A 22,200-nucleotide genomic window follows, 5' to 3' on the forward strand; every position below is an offset into this window, starting at 1 on the left:
AGAAGATCTCTTGTCTGTTTTAAATTATATGTTTTATTTCAGACAAATCTATAGTGAGCTTTGATCTTTTTCAGTGGAGCAGGTCGTGAGTAGTCGTCAAGCGCTGGACAGTAAAGCTTCAGGGATTATGTTTGGGCTGTGTATTTTGTGGGGATTACAACAAGTGGCGTTAAAGCTTGCTGCCCCCGATATTTCTGCAGTGATGCAAATTGCACTTCGCTCAGGTCTCTCTGCATTCATGGTTTACCCCATGATCAAGCTGGCAAAGGGCACATCTTTATGGGGGCGAGACTACTTAGCCGCAGGAATTTTAGTCGGGCTTTTATTTGCAGCAGAATTTTTTCTGGTCGCTCAAGCTTTACGTTTTACCTCCGCGGCGCATACCGTGGTTTTGCTGTATACCGCGCCTATTTTTGTAGCATTGGGTTTGCACTGGAAGTTGCCTGCTGAACGTTTATCACTTATCCAGTGGTTGGGCATTGCATGTGCATTTTTTGGGATCGTGATAGCATTTTTATTTCCTCCTGCAGTTTCACAAGCAGCTGCAAGTTCTGCACTTTGGGGTGATGTTTTAGCACTCTTAGCAGGGGTGTTGTGGGCAGCCACGACTATTGCTGTTCGGCTGACTAAACTAGCAGAGGCACCTGCGACCCAAACTTTATTTTATCAGCTGTTTATCGCATTTTTAGTGTTATTCCCTGTGGCTTTTTTCATGGGACAAGCGACGATTCACTGGTCTGTATTATCCCTTACAAGTTTGCTTTTCCATACCGTTGTCGTGTCATTTGCCAGTTATCTGATTTGGTTTTGGCTGTTGAAAAAATACTTGGCATCGCAGTTGGGCGTCTTTTCTTTTTTGACCCCAATCTTTGGTATGTGTTTTGGTGTGGTGTTACTCAATGAACAGCTAGAACTCAACTTTTTGGTGGGAACATGCTTTGTGCTGATGGGGGTGGTAGCGGTGAGTTTGCATCATAAAATTAAGCAGTATGCACAGGCATTTAAAGTGGCTTTGCAGTAAATACAGAGTAAGCTTGAGCTCAGACTGCTTTGATTCAGCATATAAAAAAACGTGTCTTGGACACGCTTTTTAATATGAAGTTTTAAGATTTATCATCAAAAATTGTAGACAGCGGAATGGCAAGTTTGGCAGCCAAGTAATCATCCGATTCTACTAACGCTGGGCCAATTTTTTGCATCCAGACATCATCAGGATGGACATTACCCAAATCTTTACGCTTTGGTAAAGGGTAAGGAAGTTTGCTGTAAAAACTCCAAAAATCGACTTGAGATAAATTACGTACTAGTACAAATTGGTTGTCATCGGTACGTTTGACTAAGTTTTGCTGTTCAAGCATAAACACGTAACTCGGCCAACGGCCCAATTCATCTCTTCCTAAAACATCTAAAGCTTCATCATCAGAGACACTGAGTCCTTGCTGTTGCTTTTTATAAAACAGCTCCAGCAAATCTAGTAGCATAATGACAGGGTGCCGTTTTTGCTCTTTATGGGAAGTAAATGCGGTCAGTGCATAACTAATTTCGACCCCGATCAGGACAATATTCCACGACAAAAAAATCCATAATAAGAAAATAGGAATCGCAGCAAAGGCACCATAAACGACTTCATAACTGGTGAAGTTTGACATGATAAAGCCGAACAAATTTTTCAGGAGTTCAAACACGACAGCACTAAATAAGCCTGCAATCAAAGCGGATTTAATTGGGACACTTCGGTTTGGAATAGTCCAATTCAGGATAAAAAATCCTAAAACCGTTAGACAGAAAGAAATCAACCACAGGACAAATGCGCCATTGAGTTCATAGCCTGCAAAATTATTGCTCAAAACATTGAGGGAAGCCATCGTCGACGAAATAACAAAGGCACTACCGAGTAGAATAGGGCCCAAAGAAATAATGGTCCAATAGCGCATAAAGCCAATAATGCCGCCGCGGGTTTCGCGGACTCGCCAAATACGGTTAAAGACTTTTTCAATGCTGGTTAGCATCATGACGGTAGTGACGAATAAAAATAAGATCCCAATAATGGTTAAATTACTGGATTTATCGGTAAACGCATTTAAGGCCTTATCAAAAGCAATCGTGGTTTTCGGTAAAAAATTACTATAGATCAGTTGTTGTAATTGCTGCCGTGCAGGTTCAAGCGCTTTGATTGAGGAAATGATCACCAAAAAAACGGTTAGCATCGGAACGACGGCAAACAGGGTGGTGTAGGTCAGTGAACCCGCTTGTTCACGACATCGATCGGCCTCAAAGCGTCGCAGTACAAATAAAACGAACTGAAACCAAGTTTTCTCATAGAAAGGAAGTTTTCTTAAGTACTGTTCTAACATAGGCAAAGTATCTCTTTTGTTTTCTTCATCTTTTCTACATTTTTCACCCTAAGCTTAACCAAAAAATAGGAAAAATACCGTATAGTTTTATTTTTTCTGTCACCGAACTCTATTCATGCAAACCTATGTTTTAGTTTTATATTACAGCAAATATGGCAGTACCCGTGAAATGGCGCATCTGATTGCAAATGGAATTGAAGCCAGTGGTATTGCAGTTAAAATTCGAACGGTGCCAAATATTGCGGCTGTGGTGAAGGAAGCAGAGCCGAGTATTCCTGCAGAAGGCGATATTTATTGTAGTTTAGAAGATTTGGCAAACTGTGCAGGTTTGGCACTAGGCTCACCAACCCGTTTTGGTAACATGGCCTCTGAAATGAAATATTTCCTCGACCAGACCACCAGTCTATGGCTCAATGGAGCACTGCATGGCAAGCCAGCTTGTGTGTTTACCTCGTCAGGTTCGATGCATGGTGGGCAAGAAAGTACTTTATTGACCATGCTGCCACCATTGTTTCATCATGGCATGATGATTTTAGGATTGAACAATGCCATTCCCGCATTGTCACATACTAAAACAGGTGGAACACCTTATGGCGCTAGCCATGTCAGCGGGCCTCGACATGATCAGCGCTTAAGCCAAGATGAAAAAGTGCTGTGCGAAGCTCAAGGTAAGCGTCTTGGGGAAGTTGTGAAGAAACTACAAGCCTAGAATATTTAGACATGAAAAAAGCCCATCAATGATGGGCTTCTTATTATTGGGCTGGCTTCAGATGCTGTTCTTTGAACTTTGTACCGCACTTGAGACATTTATAGTCAAGAAATACATTTTTATCGACAATCACACCCGCTTTTTTACCAAAACGATGTCCTAAAAAACCACCTGTCACACCAATACTGACTGCACCGACAAAAGTGCCAATGGTACCACCCATAATCACCCCAAGAGGTCCAGCCGCTGCACCGATCGCCGCACCAATAGAGGCTCCAGATGCTGCACCACCGACGGTACCAGCAGTTGCACCTGCCGAACTGAGCAATACGCCCCCAATTTTAGTCAGTTGTTGCTCGTGATTGCGTTTTTCAACATCACTAGAGCCACATTTTGGGCAGAGAATTGTATTTTCCATAGTCTATTGGCCTATTGGGATACCAGTGATTGAAGCTGGCAGCCGTTTTACGGTGTGGATGACACGTTGCGCAAAACAACCGTGTTTTGCGCTTGAATTTGAAAGATCTAAACAACTGAATCTAGAGTAAATCTTAGTTGAACTTGCAGCAATAATATTTATTAAACTTGTAATTTTCTTGAGTAGTTTATGCTGTGTTTTTAAATATGGTTTAGTTGGCAAAGTGAATTCGGTTTCTTCCTGCTTGCTTGGCACAGTACAAGGCTTTATCTGCACGTTTAAAGACATCCTCTGCATCTGCGTCATGTTTGCCGACTTCAGCAACCCCTATACTGACTGTGAAACACAGCACTTCTTGCTCATAATGCACTTCCATGGCTTCAATCGTTGAACAAATGCGTTTAAAGACCCGCATGGCTTCATCACCCAAGCAGGCGGGTAAAATAATCGCAAACTCCTCACCACCGATACGGGCTAAAAAGTCTTCGTCACGCAGTACGCTGCGGATTTTTTTGGTCATCTTTTTCAGCACATGGTCACCTGCGGTATGCCCATAACAGTCATTCAGCTGTTTAAAGTGATCAATATCTAAGATACCTATCGTAAATGGCACGCGAGTATGGCTGAAGTGCTACATGGTTTGATTACTTTCTTGCAGAAATACTCGACGATTAAAGGTTGCTGTGAGTTCATCTGTAGATGTTAAGACCGCCATTTCTTGCACTTGTAAATGCAGTTTAATATTTAAAGCTAACCATGTGGCGAGGCTCTATAAAAGAATCGCTTGTTGTAGGGTGTAGTGATATTTACGTTGATCTGCCACATTTAAGGTGCCAATACACACGCCATTGTGAATCATAGGCGCATCCATACAGGTGCCCATGCCATGCTCGGAAAGCATTTTACAATCCAGCTCATCCGACTGAGCGAGGTCATCGCAAATGATCAGTTGAGACTGAGCAAAGACTCGTCCGACAAAAGTCTGCTCAATCGGAATTTTAAAATCCATCAGAATCGCATGATTGCCTGAGATCGAATACAGCTTGAGATATTCTTCAGTATCTTGCAGGGTAATACTGGCCCGATCCGCATCAAACACGTGAGAAATCCAGTAAGCAATGGTATCTAAAACAGCTTGTAAGGAGTCTGCTTTACTCAAGTCGTGAATGAAGTCTACAGGGAGTTGAATGGAGTGTACGCCATCAAATCCAGATAATTGGCTTGGGGTAAATGATCGTTCAGTTAATTGTTTCTTATTTATCATTCAATACGGTATCTCTATAAAATAGTATCCAGTTTAGTCTTTATTGGTTTTGCTCTTAGAAAGTGGACATTACCTTTTAGATTTGATCATGCTATATAAATCGCGTTTCTCCAACTTCAGTGTGTAATTAAATTGAAAAAAAACGATATATTTTTACTTTAAATTAAAAATAACCTACAGCGCAAATGTGGCATTTACATGTGGATGACCCGCGGGTCATCTGAGTGACAAAAAAAGAGCACCTGAAGTGCTCTTTTTTGAAGTTAAACGCCGTGATTAGTCACGAACAAATTCAACAGTACCATTTGCCAAAGACTTTACGCGTGCCAAACATTCAACGCGGTAGCCTTTTTCAAGCAAAATGTCACGACCAGGTTGGAATGATTTTTCAATCACAATACCGACACCGACAACTTCTGCTTTCGCTTGGTGAATTAGGTCAATCAGCCCCAATGCTGCTTGACCGTTAGCCAAGAAGTCATCAATCACGAGGGCTTTATCTGCTGAGCTGATGTGCTTATTTGAAATTGCAATCGTGCTTTCCGTTTGTTTGGTAAACGAAAAGACTTTTGAGCGGTAAAGGTCATCTTTTAAGGTTAAAGATTGGTATTTACGCGCAAAAATAACGGGCACGCCCAGTTCTAAACCTGCCATGATTGCAGGTGCGATACCTGATGCTTCAATCGTGATGATTTTAGTGATGCCTGCATCTTTAAAACGAGCAGCAAATTCTTTACCGATTAATTGCATCATAACCGGATCGATTTGGTGGTTTAAGAAAGCATCAACTTTCAGAACTTCATCAGATAGAACGATACCTTCGCTTAAGATTTTCTGTTCTAGTGCGTACACGGGAGAATCCTCTAGGGGCAGGTGCTTTTTCAAGCAAAAGCGTATTTTAGGAAGCACCTGAAAAAATGCAAGTAAAATTCGTCAAAATGACTAATTGCTTGCACCTTTATAACCCGTTAATAGCAATCCATAGGATGTTTTCTTATCCACATGGCTGACTTTGACTGGAAGGTAGTCCAATTTAGGTGCTAACCAGAAAATGGTTTCGCGGCCAGGTTTGTCATGTTTCATGACCACTTTAATGGTGTCAAAGGTCCCATAATCGGTTTTGATTGACTCAGAACCTTGCTTCACAAATTTACGTGCTTCCACTTCTTTGGCATCGGCCAAATAATAAGTCGATTTTAAACCGCCATTTTTGATGTCTTCCCGAAGCTGTAATTCAGCATTCAGTTCATCCAGTACGCCGGCTTTCCAAGCGAAAGAACGCGCTTCTTTGTCTTTCTTGGTATTGATGGTTTTTGCCGCTGGATTGAAGTTAATACTCATGGTGTTGTTATGCACCAAAATTTTACTACTACGACTAAAACTGCTGGACTGAATTTGCTTACCATTAAAACTAAAGCGACTACTTTCGGTTGCAGAGGCGATACCACCAGCTTTCGCTGCAAAGACATAGTCCCAGTTGTTGCCCGATTTCGATAACGTACGTGTCGCTGAGCCCATGTTTTTGCCATTATAGTTAAATTGATAACTGGCTTGGAATGGACTCATGGCAAAGGTTTGACTTGAGAAACCGACAAAGAGCAAGGTGCTGACACCTGTTGCCATTGCGACTGTTTTCAACATTGATTTAGCCATAAGAAAAAGTTTCCTATTCAGTTGTAGGCACAAATTTTTTGCATAGAAATATTATGCACGTTGATTATGAAGAAAAAATTCGAAACATAGGGCAAACTGTAGTTTTATGTTTCTTTTACCCACCTTAAGTCACATTTTAGTCGCAGCATCCCGAGTTATTTTTGTCGAATTGGCGAGACAGTGCTTTCGTCTAGATTGGGTTCAATCAAGTCATCGATCGAGGTTTGCGAAAACTTATTGAACAATGCCGTTAAGTTGACATTACCGATCACTACCAATTCTGCTTCACGCAATACGGCATGATTGACGTGGACTTTACCTAAGGTATCGATAATGGAACGGTTTTTCCCTAACCAGCGATTCAAATCCAAATGCAGCAGATCATCTTTGACTTTAATCACATTCAGTTTTTCTAAAATCATGCCTAAGGGGTCTTGGTTCAGGACTTTTTGATAAAAGAATAGAGCACAGCGCACTCCCATTTTATGAAAAATCGTCGGGTATTCAGCATCCAGTACACTGGTGTCACTGATTTGCTCAAATACGATCAACTGTGTTTTTTTATTTAATTCCATTTGTGCCAGTTTCAAATCTACCGAGAGAGTGAGTTTGAGTCCGTTATAGTCGAGCGTGGCATATAAACGTAACCAATCATCATGTAAGTCAGCATGCAGGTCTTTCAACATTCTCACGTTGTCGGTCACAAAACGTTGAAAAGTGGCATTTAAAAAGACTTGAGACATTGGAAACTCGCGCTCATCCTCAATAAATCCTTCCGCCTTTTGATAAACTTGGCGTAAACGATTTGAAATGTTGGAAATAAGCGTTTGCATAAGAGGTGTCCTAGCTAATCAACGTGTTTGAGCGATCAGATCTCTGGTCGAAATGTTTGAAAAATACTGCTCATGAACCTTGCAGTTTAGCAAAATTAATTGCACCATTTTCATGATTTTACGAAACAGTGAATCTAAAGGGCACAAGGTCTCATTCTACGCAATAAAATGAAGACTGTGTCTATTTTATACTGCGCGCATGCGCTTTGGGGAACAAGACAAATTGTCGGTTTGGTGTGATGCTTAGAAAAATAAATGTAATGCCTTTGGCTCATGATTGGTGGAAAGACCCAATTTTTACAGCGACCGTCGTACTGGCGGTATTTTTGCATCTCGTGATTTTGACTTTGCAATTTGCTATGCCTCAAGAAAATGATGCGGCAGTGAAAGAAATTGCTGTCACTTTACGCCCTTCTGATAAAAAAATTGGGTGGTGTATCAAAAAGTATGCTAAAAAAAAGCAGGTTGAATTTTGATAAAATAGAGAAATGCAAATAACTCTAGAAATCAAATGTCCAACCTGCCTCAGTGACAATATAAAGAAAAATGGCATCAAAGTAGATGGGAAACAGAACTACCAATGCAAAGACTGCAAACGTCAGTTTATTGGTGACCATGCTCTGAGCTATCTAGGATGTAATTCTGGCATTACTCGTAAAATATTACAGTTAATGGTCAGAGGCAGCGGTATACGAGATATCGCTGAAGTTGAGCGCATTAGTATCGGTAAAGTCTTACGGACTTTAACTGAATCGGCCTATCAAATTCAGCCTAAACAAAGTCATTATGAATCTCTCGAAGTAGATGAATTCTGGACTTTTGTTGGAAATAAAAATAATAAACAATGGCTTATTTACGCTTACCATCGAGAAACAGGTGAGATTGTTGCTTATGTTTGGGGTAAGAGAGATTTAGCTACAGTCCAAAGGTTGAAGACAAAGCTTAAACAATTAGGTATTCACTACACCCGAATTGCAAGTGATCATTGGGACAGTTTCATCACTGCTTTTAAAAACTGCAAGCAAAGTATTGGTAAGTTTTTTACTGTAGGAATTGAAGGTAATAATTGCAAAATAAGGCATCGAATAAGGCGTGGTTTTAGAAGAAGTTGTAATTTCTCCAAAAAGCTTGAAAACCATTTTAAAGCCTTCGACTTAACCTTCTTTTACATCAATAATGGCTTCATTTAATGTCAGCATACTTTTTAAAACACCACCAAAAATTGAAAATGCAGATTTTTTAGCGCAAGCCGATCAACAAGGTTCAGGGACCTTTCGTGAATCACATCGTATGTCGAGTGACATGCCCGCACCGATGCTTGAGCAAAGTACAGGCGAACAGCAGCGTGAAACTTTAGAGCAGATCCAACAAAAACGTGAACTGAATTTTGAAGAAAAACTGTTGATGACGACTTTAAGTTGGCAAAAACAAGCTGAGGATAATCAGCGCAAAAAAGCCATGGAAGAAATGAACAGTCAGTTTCAAGCCAAAGCAGCAATGGTGGCCAGCCTTGAAGCGCAATATTTACAACGCCAACAAAACTTTAGTCGTCAGCAAAAAATTAAAACAGTCGATGGTATTCAAGCCAAGCAAGATATTTCGGCCGCCTATCTTGAAAAGTTCCGTCAGAAAGTGGAGTTTTATGGCAACCGTTACTATCCAGAAGCAGCTAAACAGCAGCGGCTGGCGGGTGAAGTGCGTTTAATGGTGATTCTAAATGCATCAGGAGGCATCCGTGCTATTCGCCTGATTGATAGTTCAGGTCATGAGATGCTCGATGAGGCGGCAAAAGCATCGGTACGTAAGGCTGCACCATTTGGTGGATTTGATGCCAAAATGAAGGATATTTCTGAGTTACGCATTGTGCGTACATGGCGTTTTGACCCAGCAGAGGCAGAGTTTGAAGTGCACTGAGCTGTTCACTTTTAAGTGTACTTTGATGATTTTGCTTACTTCGGATTATTGGGTTGCACGTACATAGGCACCGTCTTGACGTCCACCGATCCAAGTCACAGTTAAATGAGACTCTTCCACATCTAGGCGGGTAGGAAAAATTTCTAAGTGCTTGCTATATTTCGGTAATGCTTTTAAACCAATGCAGTTGCCATTTTTCCACCATGTCCCTTCAGCATATTGGTCTAAAGAGCCGACAGCTAAGTACCATTTAAATTTACCGTTGTTCTCTAGTAAAAGTTCGGAACCGACCTCCATAACACCCTGCAAATAATAATGTCCAGCCCAGACCTGATCTGCGTCTTGAAACTTCACTTCTTGACAAGATGTTTGATTTTCATCATTGCTCTTGGCATAAAGTGGTGTAGTGCAAGATAGGGCGATAATGCAGAGTAGTTTTGAAATCGATGTATGCATTTTTATAATCTCTTCATCTATTTTTTCATCTTGCATTATTGTTAGCATAAATAAACCCGACACATCGAGATGAATCGGGTGAGTTGTTTCAGATCTAATAGCTATTGTTCTAAATAAGGGTTTTCAAAACCGAGTTTAGCCAAAATTTCAATTTCGATACCTTCCATTTCTTCAGCATCTGCTTCTGACGTTTCATGGTCATAGCCCATGAGGTGCAAAGTGCCATGTACCAACATATGGGTGAAATGCGTCAGTGGCGCTTTGTTTTGTTCTTTCGCTTCCAACAGCACCACAGGAATGCAAATGACTAAATCGCCAATAGGAAATGAGTCAAGAATTTGCGCCATTTCATCGGGCAAGTCACTCGGGAAAGATAACACATTGGTTGATTTATCTTTGCCGCGATATTCCAAATTCAATTTATGACTTTCGTCATGGTCGACACAAGCAATACCAACTTCACAGTTACTTTGTGTACCAATATGACGTAAAACAGTTTCTACAACTTTTTTGATATAGCCACGTTTCAAGACCAACTCAGGTGCTTGAAAGTCCTGTTGTAGAGAAAGACTCAGTTTCAAAATAGATCCTTAAATAATGATATCTGCGGGCATTTTAAAATGCCCGCAGACTTTAACTTAATGCTGAGCATCGGCAGCGGCATCATTTTCAGCCACTAAGGCCTCTTGACGCGCTTTGCGTTCAGCACGCGCTTCAGCCGTTAAGCGATGTTGTTCTGCATCCCATCCCTCATAAGCTTCAACAATTTTTTGGACTAATTGGTGACGTACTACATCACGAGAGTGGAAGCGGGTAATGTGAATTTCTTTGATTTTGTCGATGATGCGTAAAGCATGCGCCAGACCGGATTGCTGACCACGCGGTAAGTCGACCTGTGTGATATCGCCTGTAATCACTGCGCGCGAACCAAAGCCTAAGCGTGTGAGGAACATTTTCATTTGTTCAGGTGTAGTGTTTTGCGCTTCGTCTAAAATCACGAAAGAGTGGTTTAAAGTTCGACCACGCATATAAGCCAGTGGTGCCACTTCAATCACTTGACGTTCAATCAGTTTGGCCACTTTTTCAAAGCCTAGCATTTCATACAAGGCGTCGTAGAGTGGGCGTAAATAGGGATCAATTTTCTGGCTTAAATCACCCGGTAGGAAACCAAGTTTTTCACCCGCTTCAACGGCAGGACGAACCAATAAAATCCGTTGAATTTCATTACGTTCTAGCATATCGACTGCGGCTGCAACTGCGAGATAGGTTTTACCTGTACCCGCAGGTCCAATACCAAAAGAAATATCGCTTTGTAGAATACGCTGCACATAACGTTTTTGGTTGGCACCACGTGGATTGATACGACCTTTACGGGTTTGGAGCCATACTTCATCTAAACCAGTGTGCTCTTGCCCGTCGAGGTCTTCTTGCAATTCACGGTCAGTCTGACTGCCTTGAATCATGAGGTGTAAGGTATCGGCACTGATTTGTGCCGTATTTTCTGCTTCTTCATGCAGGCGATGGAGCAGACCTTCGGCTCTCTCAACTGCATCCATTTCACCATCGACATAAAATGCATCACCTCGATGGGAAATAGTGACATCTAAACGCTGTTCGATTTGTTTCAAATGGCCGTTATAAGCACCGAGCATGCTCTTTAAACGTTCTATTGAAACCCCAGGAAAAGTTACTGTACGTCGAATCGCTGCAGTCAAGAGAATTCCTTTAAGTAGTCAGAATCTATTCCCTTACATTACGCCACGTCAGGCTCAAGATTCAAGAGTTCACCATAAACAAAATTCAAAGTTTTAATCTCTGTCACTTCGATTTCAGCGAAACGTCCGACCCATGCTGCATCACCGATAAAACTCACATAACGAGTGTTATCCGCCGTACCAATCAGTAAGTTTGGATCTTTGTCAGAAACCTTTTCGACCAAAACGCGTTGAATGGTGCCGAGCATGGCATCGGTCTTGTCAATACTTGAGCGTTTGATCCATTTTTGAACTTTACTGAGACGCTCTTTTTTCACCTCTTCAGAGGTGGTGTCTTCAAGATCAGACGCAGGTGTACCCGGACGTTTTGAATAGACAAAACTGTAGGAATGGTCGAAGTCCATGTCTTTGATGAATTGATAGGTTTCTTCAAAGTGTGCATCGGTTTCACCCGGGAAGCCAATGATGAAGTCACTGGATAAATGCATATCTGGACGGACTTTGCGTAATTTGGCAATTTTGTCGATATACACATCAATGGTGTGGTTACGCTTCATGGCTTGCAATACATCGTTTGAGCCACTTTGTACGGGTAAATGTAAATGCGACACCATTTGCGGGAGGTCACGGTAACACTCAATCAAGTCATCATTAAATTCAAGCGGGTGTGAGGTGGTGTAGCGCAAACGCCCAATACCAGGAATTTCTGCAACCAGACGTAACAAGTCTGCAAAAGTACAGATATTGCCTTCGAACGTTTCACCGCGGTAACCATTGACGTTTTGACCCAACAAAGAAATCTCACGGACACCTTTTTCGGCTAAGGTCGCAATTTCAGCTAAAACATCATCCAGTGGGCGAGAAACTTCTTCACCACGAGTGTAGGGCACCACACAGAATGAACAATATTTTGAACAACCTTCCATAATTGAAACAAAAGCCTTGTAACCTTCCACACGCGGTTCAGGTAAAAAGTCGAATTTTTCAATGTCTGGGAAAGAAATATCTACCAATTTGATTTTTTCTTTCTTGGGTTTTTCGATTTGATCAAAGTGCTGATCCAGCATTTGTGGCAAACGGTGCAAGGTTTGTGGGCCAAAAATCATGTCTACATAATTGGCACGTTTTTGAATGTTGTCGCCTTCTTGCGAGGCCACACAACCACCGACACCAATGATGAGATCCGGATTTTTGTCTTTCAGCTTGCGCCAGCGACCCAATTCAGAGAACACTTTTTCTTGGGCTTTTTCACGAATCGAGCAGGTATTCATGAGTAGAATATCGGCTTCTTTCGGGTCTTGGGTCAGCACATAACCGTGCGAGTCGCCAAGTAAGTCTGCCATACGGTGACTGTCATACTCATTCATCTGACACCCTTGCGTTTCGATATACAGTTTTTTAACTGATCCATCGATGGCTGGGGTGTGCTGTGGCTGGGTAACAGTGTTTTCTGAGGCAGCTTGGGCACTATTTGGAATGAAGGTTTGAACCGTCATGTAGGCTCCTAAGGGGGGATAAATCTAGGTTTTTGTGTCTGATCGGTATCTGTGGCGGCGAAAGCAGAGCTTGGCTGGCGACAAAAAAGGACGATCAAACACCATGTGAAATCTACGAAAGGCGCATATTTTAGCAGGAAATCTGAATAAACTTATAGCTTTAAATCTGAAGCTAAAAAGATTGATTTGTGAAGTGAAAATGCAGGAAAATTAATATTGTCTAATCATAAGGTTACATAAGAGAACAATAGAGTCTGTTATGAGTTATTAAACTAATGAAAATGATGAGATGAGACTAGGCAATTCAAAGATGACTGAAGGCAAACCCATGTTAAAACGATTACAGAATAAATATTATCAAGTGTTTGCGTTGGGTGTGGCTGCCTTGGGTCTATCTGCAGCGACACATGCCGCAGATGAACAGTTTAATGATGCCTTGCGTGCAGCAAATGCTGGCAATGTTAGTTTATTACAACAATATCAAAGCAGTATGCAGGGTGATGTGCTGGGTTATTACCCTGAATATTGGGTACTTAACAGTAATTTGGCGTTGCAACCTGCGGCGAATATTGTCAATTTTGCACAGCGCTATCCGCAATCTGCTATGGCTGAGAAGTTAGCAGCAGATTACATCGAAGAAAAAGTCAAAATGGCCGACTTTGCTTCTGCGCAGCCAGTATTGGCCTATGTGTCCAATGCAGATCGCGCAGAAAGCTGTGCCATGGCGCAAGTCCGTGCCAAGTCAGGCGATCCTTTGGTTTTTGCCGAATATAAAGATGTTTGGCTCACGACCAATTCACAGCCTGAGTCTTGTACAGGGCTGGGGCGCATGATGTTGTCTAGTCCACTGATGACGGAACAAGACAAACAACAACGTTTATGGGCGCAGCTACGTGCAGGGCAGTCAGGTCAAGCAGTTGCAACCGCACAAACCATTGGTATGAATCTGTCTTTGGCGCAGCTGAATAGCATTCAAGCCGATCCACTGAACTATCTCTGGTCCGCACCGAAAGCATCGGCGGCAGATCAAGCGTATTTAATTTATGCCATTGGGCGCTTAGCCGACAGTGATCTAAATACTGCACTGGCGTCGGTAAAGCGTGCTGCTGAGGGGACACCTGAGTCGGTGCAAAAAGCGTTGTACCGAGCCGTGGGGTATATCGGTGGCACAACCGTCATGAAAAATAATTTTAATGTCGAAGTGTTGCAAGCTTTCGATCGGAGCTATGGTTTAGCACTGAGTGAAGAAGAAGCTGAAATTTATGCACGCCAAGCCATTCGTTTCGGCGCATGGGAGAGTGTCATTCGTGCCATTGATGGCATGAGTGTGACGCAGAAACAAGAAGATCGCTGGCAGTATTGGTTAGCCCGTGCTTCAGAACAACGTGGTGATGCAAAATCAAAAGCACTGGCGCGCGAGATCTTCAAAAAATTGTCAGTAGGTGACGATTATCATAACTTATTGGCAAAAGATCGTATTGGTCAGCGTTATCAAACGATTCCAGCAAATACCCAACCGAGCAATGCGGATGCGCAGCGTTTGAGTCAAGATATTCACTTTAGCCGCGCTTTTGCACTGCGCAACGTCAATGCGCCAGACAATTATGTCAACCGTGAATGGAATTGGGCAGTTCGACAAGCGTATTTAAAACAAGATGATGGCTTAATTTTGGCTGCTGCCAAACGTGCAACCGAAATGGGATGGTATGACCGCGCGATCTATGCAGCCGATCGAACCGTCAAGCAACATAACTACAGTTATCGTTATGCCATGCCGCATCAAAGCTATGTGGTCAGCCATAGTCGCAATGCAGGCATAGATCCTGCATGGGCGTATGGGTTAATGCGCCAAGAAAGCCGATTTGTTACCCATGCTCGCTCGCATGTCGGGGCAGGTGGTTTGATGCAAATCATGCCAGATACGGCAAAACTGGTCGCTAGACAAATGGGTGAAACCTATAATCCTGCTGCACTGAGTGATATGAATACCAATGTTCGTTATGGCACATTTTACTTGTCCATGATTCAAAGCCAATTAAGCAACAGTCCTGTACTTGCCACAGCCGGTTATAACGCAGGGCCAAATCGTGCGCGCCGTTGGCAGCCTGAAAATCAGCCAATTGCGGCGGACCAATACACAGAAAGTATTCCTCTGACTGAAACTCGTGATTACGTCAAGCATGTCATGAGTAATGCGACCCATTATGGTGTTCTGCTTGGACAGAGACCACAGTCAATCACCCAGCGCATGCAAAATATCCCTTTTAGAAGTCAATGATAAAGGCCTAGGTATTTTATGGTTTTGATGTCATCCCAATCTGTCTTAACGCAAAAGCTTCTGCTGTTGATCAGCAGGGGCATAGCTATGGGATTTTTTGCGACATCAGCTCATGCAACACCGACCGTGTTTGGTTATGTGATGGAAGTTCAAATGACACCTGCCGTGTGTTTGTTTGATAGCCAAGGCTCAAAGAAACGGAAATGTTTGGAAGGCTATTCACTCAATATCACTGGCTTGTATCCTGAAACTACAACACGAGAGTGTCAGACCAAATCTTCAGCTGTATTGTCTCCGCTTCAAACTAAAGTGGTGGCTAGGGTGATGCCCGATGAGCATGCACGTCGCCAGTTATGGGCTGAGATTGGGGGGTGTGTGCCGATGAGTGCCAGTCAATATTTCCGTAACGTGATTAATTATGCAGAACGTTTAAAAATTCCAGCAGATTTGACTTCATCTGAAAATAAAACCGCACAACTGCACAGTTTACGTGGACAGTTCCAGCGTTTAAATCCCGGACTGCCTGCCAGCGGGCTCCGTTTTAGCTGTCGTACTCACCGTCAAACCAATATTTTGACCGAAGTCAAAGTTTGTTATAAACCCAATGGTCAGTACAAAGGCTGTGCAGAGAATATACAAGAAAACTGCCCAAATTCTTTTGCGATCAAGGGTTCTTACTAATCTCTTTCCTTAAATTAATTTATATTTCCTATCATACTTTTGTTGGAATTCATTCTCTTTTACATGCATCTGCCAAAGTATTGGAGTACAATCTTTGCCGTTTATGATTATTAAGATTAGATAGAACAGCTATTTAATCATATAACGTTCCTCAAATGGAGATAAGTACATGAAGCAACCTGTTCGCGTTGCCGTTACTGGCGCTGCTGGTCAAATCGGTTATAGCCTATTATTCCGTATCGCTAGTGGCGAAATGTTAGGTAAAGACCAACCAGTTATTCTGCAATTGTTAGAAGTTCCTTTTGAGAAAGCTCAAGCTGCGCTTAAAGGCGTAATGATGGAATTAGACGACTGTGCTTTCCCATTATTGGCTGGCATGATCGGTACTGATGATCCAAAAGTTGCATTTAAAGATGCTGACTACGCGTTATTGGTTGGTTCACGTCCACGTGGTCCTGGTATGGAACGTGCTGACTTATTGAAAGTGAACGGTGAAATCTTCATCGGTCAAGGTCAAGCACTAAACGAAGTTGCTAGCCGTGACGTTAAAGTACTTGTTGTAGGTAACCCTGCAAACACAAACGCTTACATCGCAATGAAATCTGCTCCAGATCTTCCAGCGAAAAACTTCACAGCAATGTTACGTCTTGACCACAACCGTGCGTTGACTCAAATTGCTCAAAAAGCGGGTGTGGCTGTAGCAGACATCAAAAACATGACTGTTTGGGGTAACCACTCTCCAACGATGTATGCTGACTACCGTTTTGCAACTGTAAACGGCGAAAGCTTAAAAGACAAAATCAACGATGCTGACTGGAACGCGAATGTATTCCTTCCAACTGTTGGTAAACGTGGCGCTGCGATTATCGAAGCGCGTGGTTTGTCTTCAGCTGCTTCAGCTGCGAACGCTGCGATCGACCATATGCGCGATTGGGCTCTTGGCACAAATGGCGAATGGGTAACGATGGGTATTCCTTCTGATGGTTCTTATGGTATTCCTGAAGGTGTAATGTACGGTGTTCCTGTAACTTGCGAAAATGGCGAATACACACGTGTTGAAGGCCTAGAAATCGATGCGTTCAGCCGTGAGCGTATGGACAAAACTCTTCAAGAACTTGAAGAAGAGCGCGCAGCAATTGCTGACATGCTTAAATAATTAAAAACTGATCTGTTCAAGATCTGTTTTGAAAAAGCACTCCATTTGGGGTGCTTTTTTATATGGGGGGTGTTGAACAAAAAATAACATGCTGTGATGTAGATACAACTGAGCATAGATGGCCAAAGGTTTATTCTAAGAGGGCATGATCAGGGCTTGAGGAGAACAATGATGTTTGACCAACAACCGACTTTAGAACTTTTATTTGAACAATTGGGGCTTGATGCGAGTGCAGAAGCAATCGATCAGTTTATTGAAACACACCAACTTACTTCAGACGTTCCATTGCATAAAGCACCCTTTTGGTCAAAAGCACAGCATGACTTCATTATCAGTAATTGGAAAAAAGATGATGAATGGGCAATGGTGGTCGACCTGTTAAATGAACAATTGCATACAGAACATACGCTTTCAGGTTCGTGTCATTTATAATCACAAATTGAAACAACAAACCTAGTTTTATGACTAGGTTTTTTTAGAAAATACATATAAGTTAATTCAATAATAATTGACAATAGTATTGATAAGGAGGCCGAGATGCTCAGTCAACATAAACCATCCTTAGAGCTTTTATTTTCGCAACTGGGACTCGCCAATAGTGCGGCTGCCATCGAGTTATATATTCGTACGCATCAACTTCCTGCTCATCAATCTTTACACGACGCACCGTTTTGGAATTCCGCACAACGTGCTCTATTAATCAGTCATTTGGTTCAAGATGATGATTGGGCGATTATGGTTGATGAGCTCAATCAACAGCTACACCTCGATGCTTATAAACTTCAAACTGCCTAAATTAATTTTATGTCGCCGCCATTTGAATACTGGAATTGACCCATAAAAAACGCCTGATTTCAGGCGTTTTTTATTTGTAGATTTTAGTGCAATTTACTTTGCATCAGCTTGATAAACCAATCTTCTTGATGAAGGTCAACAAAAGCGGCATGTTCACGCAGTAAAACGAAATCGAACTCGGTGCTTTTCGCATATTTGCCTAGCCAGTGTCGTGCCAATGCTGACTCTTTTCTACTGACCGAGGCATAGGCCAAAAACAGGTAAATATCGCCCTGACCATAGCTGGTCAGTGGTTTTAGAATTTGCTGTGTAATCAACGCAAAGCGATCTTCTTTGGTAATTTCAAAGTACAGCATATAAGCCTTAGCAAGATGCAAAGACAAATTGAGGTATAAAGACAGAGGCATTTCCTCAAACTCAATTCGGCCTTGCTCAAGTAATACCACCGCTTCTTGTAAAAAGTGGACTTGCTCTTGGCGCAGTTGGCTCAGTGTGACTAACTGTAAGCGCAAATCAGCGCGCTCAAGGGCTAATTCAGGGCTATTGCCTTGTAGGTAGAGTTGATCTGTTTCACCAATACGCTGAATAATTTGTTGACTGCTGGCACGCATCGGTTACATCCTCATCAATTGATGTTCAGTATATGAGGATACTTCTTACAATTTAAAGTCTTTTTGCTTGAATCACAGGATTGTACTGTCACTCCGTAACCATCCAGTAATCGATAAACGCTGATGTTTAGCTTCTAAGACCTCATGCAGTAAGTCACTTTGAAACAGCGCAATACGATTCGGTTTGGGTTGTAGCACATGCCAAATGTCATTTTTATCTTGCAGATGAAGTTCACCGCCCCAATCGTCTTGCCAGTCTTCGTGTAAATAATAAACCGTAGAAATCATGCGGCCATTTTTGCCTTGAGGATTATCACGGTGTAGGGCATAAAACTCGCCAGCGTTATAGCAAGCAAAATGTGCTTCTACGTCTCGAATACCAAGATAAAAGGCACGATTTAGTTCCTGACCCAAACTATAAAGGGCTTGAACATGATGATTGGAAATAACGAGCTCGGGATTGAGCCATAAAATGTGATCACTACGGATCTTGCTGATGACACCGTTTTGAATAGCGGCTTCACGAAAGCGGTTTAAGTTCGAAGTACATTCTTCAATGAGTTGATGTATATAGTCATTAGAGTAGGCGTCATCAATGGTGGCAAAACCATGTTGATCTAAATCATCTAGGATTTGATCAACATTCCAAGACTTTGGGAGAAGAACTGCTTCCATTACATTAACCTAAAAAAGACAAAGAAAAGCCACGGTTATTCTAGTGTATGAAAGCAATCTGAACGAAACTATTTTTCATGCTAAAATACTCATTGATTTTAGGAATGATAGAAACATGAATTACCGTCACCACTTCCATGCAGGTAACTTTGCAGATGTCATGAAGCATGTCCTTTTGCTTCAGATTTTGACTCGCCTCAATCAAAAAGATAAACCGTATCGTTATATTGATACGCATGGCGGTGCTGGTAAATATGATTTATCGACTTCAGAAGCACAAAAGTCGGGTGAGTTCTTAAATGGTATTCACCGTTTAGTAAAACTTGATGACTCGATTAAGCGTAATGCGCCTGAAGGTGTTCAGCAGTATTTAAAAATTGTTGAAAAAATGCGTGAAGGTTCAGGTAAGGGCGCTTATCCAGGTTCGCCGTGGTTTGCACTGGAAGGCATGCGCGAAATCGATAAAGCCACCATTTTTGAAATGCAGCGTGATGTATTCCAACAGTTGTATTACAACGTTCGTGATAAACGCGCAGGCTTACATGAGCGCGATGCGTATGAAGGGCTATTTGGCGTTATTCCACCCAAAGAAAAACGCGGATTGGTGATGATTGATCCACCTTACGAAGTAGAGCGTAAAGATTTCCCTCAATTGGTTGATCTCATAGCGACTGCATATAAAAAATGGCCAACGGGTGTGTTTGCAATTTGGTATCCAATCAAAGACCGAGCAATGATTGACCGTTTTGAAAAGAAAATGATTAAAACCGGTATTCGCCGTCAGTTGATCTGTGAAGTATGTGTTTGGCCAGATGATACCCCTGTGGGCTTAAACGGTTGTGGTCTGTTGGTGATTAACCCACCTTGGAAGTTTTCTGAAGATGCAGATGAAGCACTACAATGGTTATTCCCACATTTGCGTATGAGTGAAAATGGTGGTCATGCTGCTGTTCGTTGGTTAGTTGGCGAATAAAGATAGACTATAAGAGAAAAGGCTACATTAGGATCGACAGAGAATGACAAATATAAATAAACCTGAAAGCGAATCTTCACCCCGCAGTACGCCTACTTTTGATGGGATTACTTTCGAGGTGGAAGAAGAAGAGCACACACAGGAAGGTCAAAAAGTAAAACGTCGAGGTATTTATTTGTGGCCGAACCTGATTACAACGGCAGCGTTGTTGTCAGGCTTTTATTCCATCATTGCCAGTATGAATGGCAACTTCCAGCAAGCGATTTATGCCATTTTCTTGGCAGCTTTGTTGGATGGCTTGGACGGCCGCGTTGCACGAGCCATTGGTGCGCAGAGTGCTTTTGGTGAGCAGTATGATTCTTTATCGGATCTATTGGCGTTCGGTGTTGCACCCGCTATTTTGATGTATAGCTGGAGTTTGGATTCGCTCGGTCGTATTGGTTTGGCGTGTTGTTTTGTCTACACCGCCTGTGCTGCGTTCCGTTTAGCACGTTTTAATGTGCAAATCGGTGTGGTCGATAAGCGTTACTTTATTGGTGTAGCTAGTCCACTTGCTGCCATTATTATTATTTCATTGGTTTGGGTCGGACTAGATTTCCCAGAAATTTTTGATATTCGTGAGCGGGGTATTCAAGCCATCAGCGCAGCAGTGATTGTGTCTGTCGGACTCCTCATGATTTCGAATATTAAATATTATTCATTTAAAACGGTAGATCGTAAGCGAGTACCATTTTTTGTCCTTCCTATCGCGGTCTTTATTTTTGCTGCAATGACTTACAATATTCCTGTCGGTATTTTGGTCATTTCCTTGATTTATGCATTATCTGGCTTTATTACTACGTTTTTAGCACGACGTCAGCACAGCCCATCATGAGTTAATGATATGTAGAAGGAGTATGATATGTGGTTGTTTCAAGATTTTCTCGATCAGTCTAAACAACTTAATCAGACTCCTTCACGGTCACTCCCTGCTTATCATCCACCCAATAAAAAATATAAAATTATTCATCAAGCTTTAACCATTCCCAATCTTCCTGCACCATTACATTATTTAAATTTTTTGAGCATGATTGGTCAGCCCAATACGCCTATGTTTCGCAATAACAGTGCAATCAGAACTACACCTTTAGATACTGCTACGGTATTGGCCAGCAGTAGTCCACATATGGCAGGGCAGCTGAACCGTTATTCAATTTCTGCGGAATGTTCATTTCAAGAAAAAACATTTAAATTTGCCAATAAAGAACAGCTCATGGGAACCTTCCCAAAATTTCAAATTCAAAGAAAAGACACCGAATTGAGTTTTGAAATTGAAATAACAACAACACCGCTGATTTCACATTTCACCAAATTGCGTTTTGGTCTTGCCGAGCATTGGTCCGTATTGTGTCGATGTCAGGGAGAAATTAAATATAAAGAACAGCGCTATGACATTGACCAGTTAGGGGCTTTTGAATACGCGCGCAGTATCGACTTTAGTTATTTACCCTTGGCCTTTTTCACATATCAAGTCATTAATCTGCTGGATCAGCGCCAGCTATTGCTAGAACAAATTCGGGATTCGTTTAATCGAATTGTACAGTCACGTATCTATATACGTGATTTGCACAAACAACAAACCCATATGTTTGATCGGATGGTGCGCTTTCAAGTTCATCGTGTTTATCCTGCTGTGAAAACTCCCAATGGGCAAAAAATGTATTTACCGCGAGAGTTTGAATGGCATTATCAAGATGAGCAGGGACATAACATTCATATTTACGCTCAAAGTCGTGGTGATTTTAAATTTGGTTTGGCTGCGGGTTATGTAGGTAGCTTTAAATATCAACTCAAACTGGATAATTATGAGGAACAGGGCGAAAGTGGTTATTGTGAATATGTGGATTGTCGTGCATTAAAGTGGCAAGAAAAAAAATCGCAAGAAAAAAACCGAAATGAAATTGGAGAAATTGTTCCCTTTTCACTCAAAAAATAAGAAAAAAGCGATATTTTGCTGAATAAATAAACAAGTGGGAGTTTTTTTATAAAAAATTGAGTAAAGGGGGTTGTGTTGAGTCGGGAATACTGTAGAATGCACATCCATCGGCGGTGATGTTGATTAAAACTTGTTAAGAAACAAGGATTTAGCCCAAGCGGTAGAATCTAAAAGTCTTGAATAAGTTTAAAAATAATTAACAAAACTAGTTGACTTCTTCTTGAAAGAGAGTAGTATAGCCGAC

At 41.8% G+C, this 22,200-nt stretch carries 25 protein-coding genes and 1 pseudogene; 13 read left to right on the forward strand and 13 right to left on the reverse strand.

All coding sequences use genetic code 11. From position 1 onward, the window contains the following. The first annotated feature begins 85 nt into the window (after positions 1 to 85). Positions 86 to 1,021: a DMT family transporter gene (locus tag AC4CU3_RS11230; protein ID WP_078389872.1), complete on the forward strand. Its 936-nt coding sequence runs from the start codon at positions 86 to 88 to the stop codon at positions 1,019 to 1,021. Positions 1,022 to 1,103: 82 nt separating this feature from the next. Here AC4CU3_RS11230 and AC4CU3_RS11235 read toward each other — a convergent pair whose 3' ends face one another. Next, positions 1,104 to 2,354, reverse strand: coding sequence for a YihY family inner membrane protein (locus AC4CU3_RS11235; protein WP_005401259.1), 1,251 nt, complete (start codon positions 2,352 to 2,354; stop codon positions 1,104 to 1,106). Between the two features lie 115 nt (positions 2,355 to 2,469). On the opposite strand from AC4CU3_RS11235, the gene wrbA reads away from it, so the two are divergent. After that, the gene (gene wrbA, locus AC4CU3_RS11240) at positions 2,470 to 3,063 is read left to right on the forward strand and encodes an NAD(P)H:quinone oxidoreductase (protein ID WP_078389871.1); all 594 of its coding nucleotides are present in this window, start codon (positions 2,470 to 2,472) and stop codon (positions 3,061 to 3,063) included. A gap of 43 nt (positions 3,064 to 3,106) precedes the next feature. Here the strand turns inward: wrbA and AC4CU3_RS11245 are convergent, their stop codons facing one another. From AC4CU3_RS11245 to AC4CU3_RS11270, 6 genes are all read right to left on the reverse strand, one after another. After that, complete coding sequence (locus AC4CU3_RS11245; RefSeq protein WP_004691247.1) at positions 3,107 to 3,481, reverse strand: hypothetical protein; 375 nt, start codon at positions 3,479 to 3,481, stop codon at positions 3,107 to 3,109. 211 nt (positions 3,482 to 3,692) lie between these two features. After that, positions 3,693 to 4,094 carry a GGDEF domain-containing protein gene (locus tag AC4CU3_RS11250; protein ID WP_227518538.1) on the reverse strand — a complete coding sequence of 134 codons (402 nt, stop codon included), beginning with the start codon at positions 4,092 to 4,094 and terminating at the stop codon, positions 3,693 to 3,695. A gap of 156 nt (positions 4,095 to 4,250) precedes the next feature. Continuing rightward, positions 4,251 to 4,745 carry a GAF domain-containing protein gene (locus tag AC4CU3_RS11255; protein WP_227518665.1) on the reverse strand — a complete coding sequence of 165 codons (495 nt, stop codon included), beginning with the start codon at positions 4,743 to 4,745 and terminating at the stop codon, positions 4,251 to 4,253. A gap of 276 nt (positions 4,746 to 5,021) precedes the next feature. Then, a complete protein-coding gene (locus AC4CU3_RS11260; RefSeq protein ID WP_490738203.1) occupies positions 5,022 to 5,597 on the reverse strand; it encodes a xanthine phosphoribosyltransferase in 576 nt (191 codons plus the stop codon). A gap of 90 nt (positions 5,598 to 5,687) precedes the next feature. After that, complete coding sequence (locus AC4CU3_RS11265; protein WP_279045207.1) at positions 5,688 to 6,398, reverse strand: DUF3108 domain-containing protein; 711 nt, start codon at positions 6,396 to 6,398, stop codon at positions 5,688 to 5,690. Positions 6,399 to 6,553: 155 nt separating this feature from the next. Next, the gene (locus AC4CU3_RS11270) at positions 6,554 to 7,231 is read right to left on the reverse strand and encodes a hypothetical protein (protein ID WP_078426186.1); all 678 of its coding nucleotides are present in this window, start codon (positions 7,229 to 7,231) and stop codon (positions 6,554 to 6,556) included. 236 nt (positions 7,232 to 7,467) lie between these two features. Between AC4CU3_RS11270 and AC4CU3_RS11275 the strand changes: the two genes are divergently transcribed. The 3 genes and pseudogenes from AC4CU3_RS11275 to AC4CU3_RS11285 form a co-directional block, all read left to right on the forward strand. After that, complete coding sequence (locus AC4CU3_RS11275) at positions 7,468 to 7,707, forward strand: hypothetical protein (protein WP_279045208.1); 240 nt, start codon at positions 7,468 to 7,470, stop codon at positions 7,705 to 7,707. Between the two features lie 12 nt (positions 7,708 to 7,719). Next, the gene (locus tag AC4CU3_RS11280; protein ID WP_004693132.1) at positions 7,720 to 8,421 is read left to right on the forward strand and encodes an IS1 family transposase; all 702 of its coding nucleotides are present in this window, start codon (positions 7,720 to 7,722) and stop codon (positions 8,419 to 8,421) included. 31 nt (positions 8,422 to 8,452) lie between these two features. After that, positions 8,453 to 9,145 (forward strand): annotated as a pseudogene (locus tag AC4CU3_RS11285) (energy transducer TonB); the annotation flags it as partial. Positions 9,146 to 9,190: 45 nt separating this feature from the next. On the opposite strand, the gene AC4CU3_RS11290 reads toward AC4CU3_RS11285, so the two are convergent. The 4 genes from AC4CU3_RS11290 to miaB all read right to left on the reverse strand — a co-directional run bounded on the left by AC4CU3_RS11290 (position 9,191) and on the right by miaB (position 12,812). Continuing rightward, a complete protein-coding gene (locus AC4CU3_RS11290) occupies positions 9,191 to 9,601 on the reverse strand; it encodes a hypothetical protein (RefSeq protein WP_279045035.1) in 411 nt (136 codons plus the stop codon). Positions 9,602 to 9,702: 101 nt separating this feature from the next. Then, positions 9,703 to 10,182: an rRNA maturation RNase YbeY gene (ybeY, locus tag AC4CU3_RS11295; RefSeq protein WP_078426187.1), complete on the reverse strand. Its 480-nt coding sequence runs from the start codon at positions 10,180 to 10,182 to the stop codon at positions 9,703 to 9,705. A gap of 57 nt (positions 10,183 to 10,239) precedes the next feature. Next, entirely contained in the window at positions 10,240 to 11,316 is a 1,077-nt protein-coding gene (locus AC4CU3_RS11300; RefSeq protein WP_004977846.1) for a PhoH family protein, read from the reverse strand. Positions 11,317 to 11,354: 38 nt separating this feature from the next. Continuing rightward, positions 11,355 to 12,812 carry a tRNA (N6-isopentenyl adenosine(37)-C2)-methylthiotransferase MiaB gene (gene miaB, locus AC4CU3_RS11305; RefSeq protein ID WP_279045033.1) on the reverse strand — a complete coding sequence of 486 codons (1,458 nt, stop codon included), beginning with the start codon at positions 12,810 to 12,812 and terminating at the stop codon, positions 11,355 to 11,357. 310 nt (positions 12,813 to 13,122) lie between these two features. Between miaB and AC4CU3_RS11310 the strand changes: the two genes are divergently transcribed. The 5 genes from AC4CU3_RS11310 to AC4CU3_RS11330 all read left to right on the forward strand — a co-directional run bounded on the left by AC4CU3_RS11310 (position 13,123) and on the right by AC4CU3_RS11330 (position 17,722). Continuing rightward, positions 13,123 to 15,090, forward strand: a complete 1,968-nt coding sequence (locus AC4CU3_RS11310) for a lytic transglycosylase domain-containing protein (RefSeq protein WP_279045031.1) — start codon at positions 13,123 to 13,125, stop codon at positions 15,088 to 15,090. Positions 15,091 to 15,108: 18 nt separating this feature from the next. After that, on the forward strand, positions 15,109 to 15,771 hold the full coding sequence (locus tag AC4CU3_RS11315; RefSeq protein ID WP_490738205.1) for a ribonuclease T2 family protein: 663 nt from the start codon (positions 15,109 to 15,111) through the stop codon (positions 15,769 to 15,771). Positions 15,772 to 15,940: 169 nt separating this feature from the next. Next, positions 15,941 to 16,927 carry a malate dehydrogenase gene (locus AC4CU3_RS11320; protein WP_004691225.1) on the forward strand — a complete coding sequence of 329 codons (987 nt, stop codon included), beginning with the start codon at positions 15,941 to 15,943 and terminating at the stop codon, positions 16,925 to 16,927. Between the two features lie 171 nt (positions 16,928 to 17,098). Further along, complete coding sequence (locus tag AC4CU3_RS11325; RefSeq protein WP_004691222.1) at positions 17,099 to 17,359, forward strand: DUF2789 family protein; 261 nt, start codon at positions 17,099 to 17,101, stop codon at positions 17,357 to 17,359. Positions 17,360 to 17,464: 105 nt separating this feature from the next. Continuing rightward, on the forward strand, positions 17,465 to 17,722 hold the full coding sequence (locus tag AC4CU3_RS11330; protein WP_004691219.1) for a DUF2789 family protein: 258 nt from the start codon (positions 17,465 to 17,467) through the stop codon (positions 17,720 to 17,722). Positions 17,723 to 17,805: 83 nt separating this feature from the next. Here the strand turns inward: AC4CU3_RS11330 and AC4CU3_RS11335 are convergent, their stop codons facing one another. Both AC4CU3_RS11335 and AC4CU3_RS11340 read right to left on the reverse strand, forming a co-directional pair. Then, positions 17,806 to 18,333: a hypothetical protein gene (locus tag AC4CU3_RS11335; protein WP_004691217.1), complete on the reverse strand. Its 528-nt coding sequence runs from the start codon at positions 18,331 to 18,333 to the stop codon at positions 17,806 to 17,808. Between the two features lie 72 nt (positions 18,334 to 18,405). Then, a complete protein-coding gene (locus AC4CU3_RS11340) occupies positions 18,406 to 19,008 on the reverse strand; it encodes a 2OG-Fe(II) oxygenase (RefSeq protein WP_279045027.1) in 603 nt (200 codons plus the stop codon). Positions 19,009 to 19,123: 115 nt separating this feature from the next. On the opposite strand from AC4CU3_RS11340, the gene AC4CU3_RS11345 reads away from it, so the two are divergent. Genes AC4CU3_RS11345 through AC4CU3_RS11355 form a run of 3 tightly spaced genes read left to right on the forward strand, consistent with a single transcriptional unit; the run spans position 19,124 to position 21,956 of the window. Next, a complete protein-coding gene (locus AC4CU3_RS11345) occupies positions 19,124 to 19,981 on the forward strand; it encodes a 23S rRNA (adenine(2030)-N(6))-methyltransferase RlmJ (protein WP_004691214.1) in 858 nt (285 codons plus the stop codon). A 43-nt stretch (positions 19,982 to 20,024) separates the two neighbouring features. Next, positions 20,025 to 20,855, forward strand: coding sequence for a CDP-diacylglycerol--serine O-phosphatidyltransferase (gene pssA / locus AC4CU3_RS11350; RefSeq protein ID WP_087011599.1), 831 nt, complete (start codon positions 20,025 to 20,027; stop codon positions 20,853 to 20,855). A 27-nt stretch (positions 20,856 to 20,882) separates the two neighbouring features. Beyond that, complete coding sequence (locus AC4CU3_RS11355; RefSeq protein ID WP_279045024.1) at positions 20,883 to 21,956, forward strand: DUF6670 family protein; 1,074 nt, start codon at positions 20,883 to 20,885, stop codon at positions 21,954 to 21,956. Positions 21,957 to 22,200: the final 244 nt, after the last annotated feature.

It is taken from the genome of Acinetobacter sp. 802_lipA, from assembly GCF_058242885.1.

What these genes read in the sequence shown, in the direction of transcription:
- AC4CU3_RS11235 (WP_005401259.1), bottom strand. Translation starts at nt 2,354, where the DNA reads ATGTTAGAACAGTACTTAAGAAAACTTCCTTTCTATGAGAAAACTTGG.
- wrbA (WP_078389871.1), top strand. Translation starts at nt 2,470, where the DNA reads ATGCAAACCTATGTTTTAGTTTTATATTACAGCAAATATGGCAGTACC.
- AC4CU3_RS11245 (WP_004691247.1), bottom strand. Translation starts at nt 3,481, where the DNA reads ATGGAAAATACAATTCTCTGCCCAAAATGTGGCTCTAGTGATGTTGAA.
- AC4CU3_RS11255 (WP_227518665.1), bottom strand. Translation starts at nt 4,745, where the DNA reads ATGATAAATAAGAAACAATTAACTGAACGATCATTTACCCCAAGCCAA.
- AC4CU3_RS11265 (WP_279045207.1), bottom strand. Translation starts at nt 6,398, where the DNA reads ATGGCTAAATCAATGTTGAAAACAGTCGCAATGGCAACAGGTGTCAGC.
- AC4CU3_RS11270 (WP_078426186.1), bottom strand. Translation starts at nt 7,231, where the DNA reads ATGCAAACGCTTATTTCCAACATTTCAAATCGTTTACGCCAAGTTTAT.
- AC4CU3_RS11280 (WP_004693132.1), top strand. Translation starts at nt 7,720, where the DNA reads ATGCAAATAACTCTAGAAATCAAATGTCCAACCTGCCTCAGTGACAAT.
- AC4CU3_RS11290 (WP_279045035.1), bottom strand. Translation starts at nt 9,601, where the DNA reads ATGCATACATCGATTTCAAAACTACTCTGCATTATCGCCCTATCTTGC.
- miaB (WP_279045033.1), bottom strand. Translation starts at nt 12,812, where the DNA reads ATGACGGTTCAAACCTTCATTCCAAATAGTGCCCAAGCTGCCTCAGAA.
- AC4CU3_RS11310 (WP_279045031.1), top strand. Translation starts at nt 13,123, where the DNA reads ATGACTGAAGGCAAACCCATGTTAAAACGATTACAGAATAAATATTAT.
- AC4CU3_RS11315 (WP_490738205.1), top strand. Translation starts at nt 15,109, where the DNA reads ATGGTTTTGATGTCATCCCAATCTGTCTTAACGCAAAAGCTTCTGCTG.
- AC4CU3_RS11320 (WP_004691225.1), top strand. Translation starts at nt 15,941, where the DNA reads ATGAAGCAACCTGTTCGCGTTGCCGTTACTGGCGCTGCTGGTCAAATC.
- AC4CU3_RS11325 (WP_004691222.1), top strand. Translation starts at nt 17,099, where the DNA reads ATGTTTGACCAACAACCGACTTTAGAACTTTTATTTGAACAATTGGGG.
- AC4CU3_RS11330 (WP_004691219.1), top strand. Translation starts at nt 17,465, where the DNA reads ATGCTCAGTCAACATAAACCATCCTTAGAGCTTTTATTTTCGCAACTG.
- AC4CU3_RS11335 (WP_004691217.1), bottom strand. Translation starts at nt 18,333, where the DNA reads ATGCGTGCCAGCAGTCAACAAATTATTCAGCGTATTGGTGAAACAGAT.
- AC4CU3_RS11340 (WP_279045027.1), bottom strand. Translation starts at nt 19,008, where the DNA reads ATGGAAGCAGTTCTTCTCCCAAAGTCTTGGAATGTTGATCAAATCCTA.
- AC4CU3_RS11345 (WP_004691214.1), top strand. Translation starts at nt 19,124, where the DNA reads ATGAATTACCGTCACCACTTCCATGCAGGTAACTTTGCAGATGTCATG.
- pssA (WP_087011599.1), top strand. Translation starts at nt 20,025, where the DNA reads ATGACAAATATAAATAAACCTGAAAGCGAATCTTCACCCCGCAGTACG.
- AC4CU3_RS11355 (WP_279045024.1), top strand. Translation starts at nt 20,883, where the DNA reads ATGTGGTTGTTTCAAGATTTTCTCGATCAGTCTAAACAACTTAATCAG.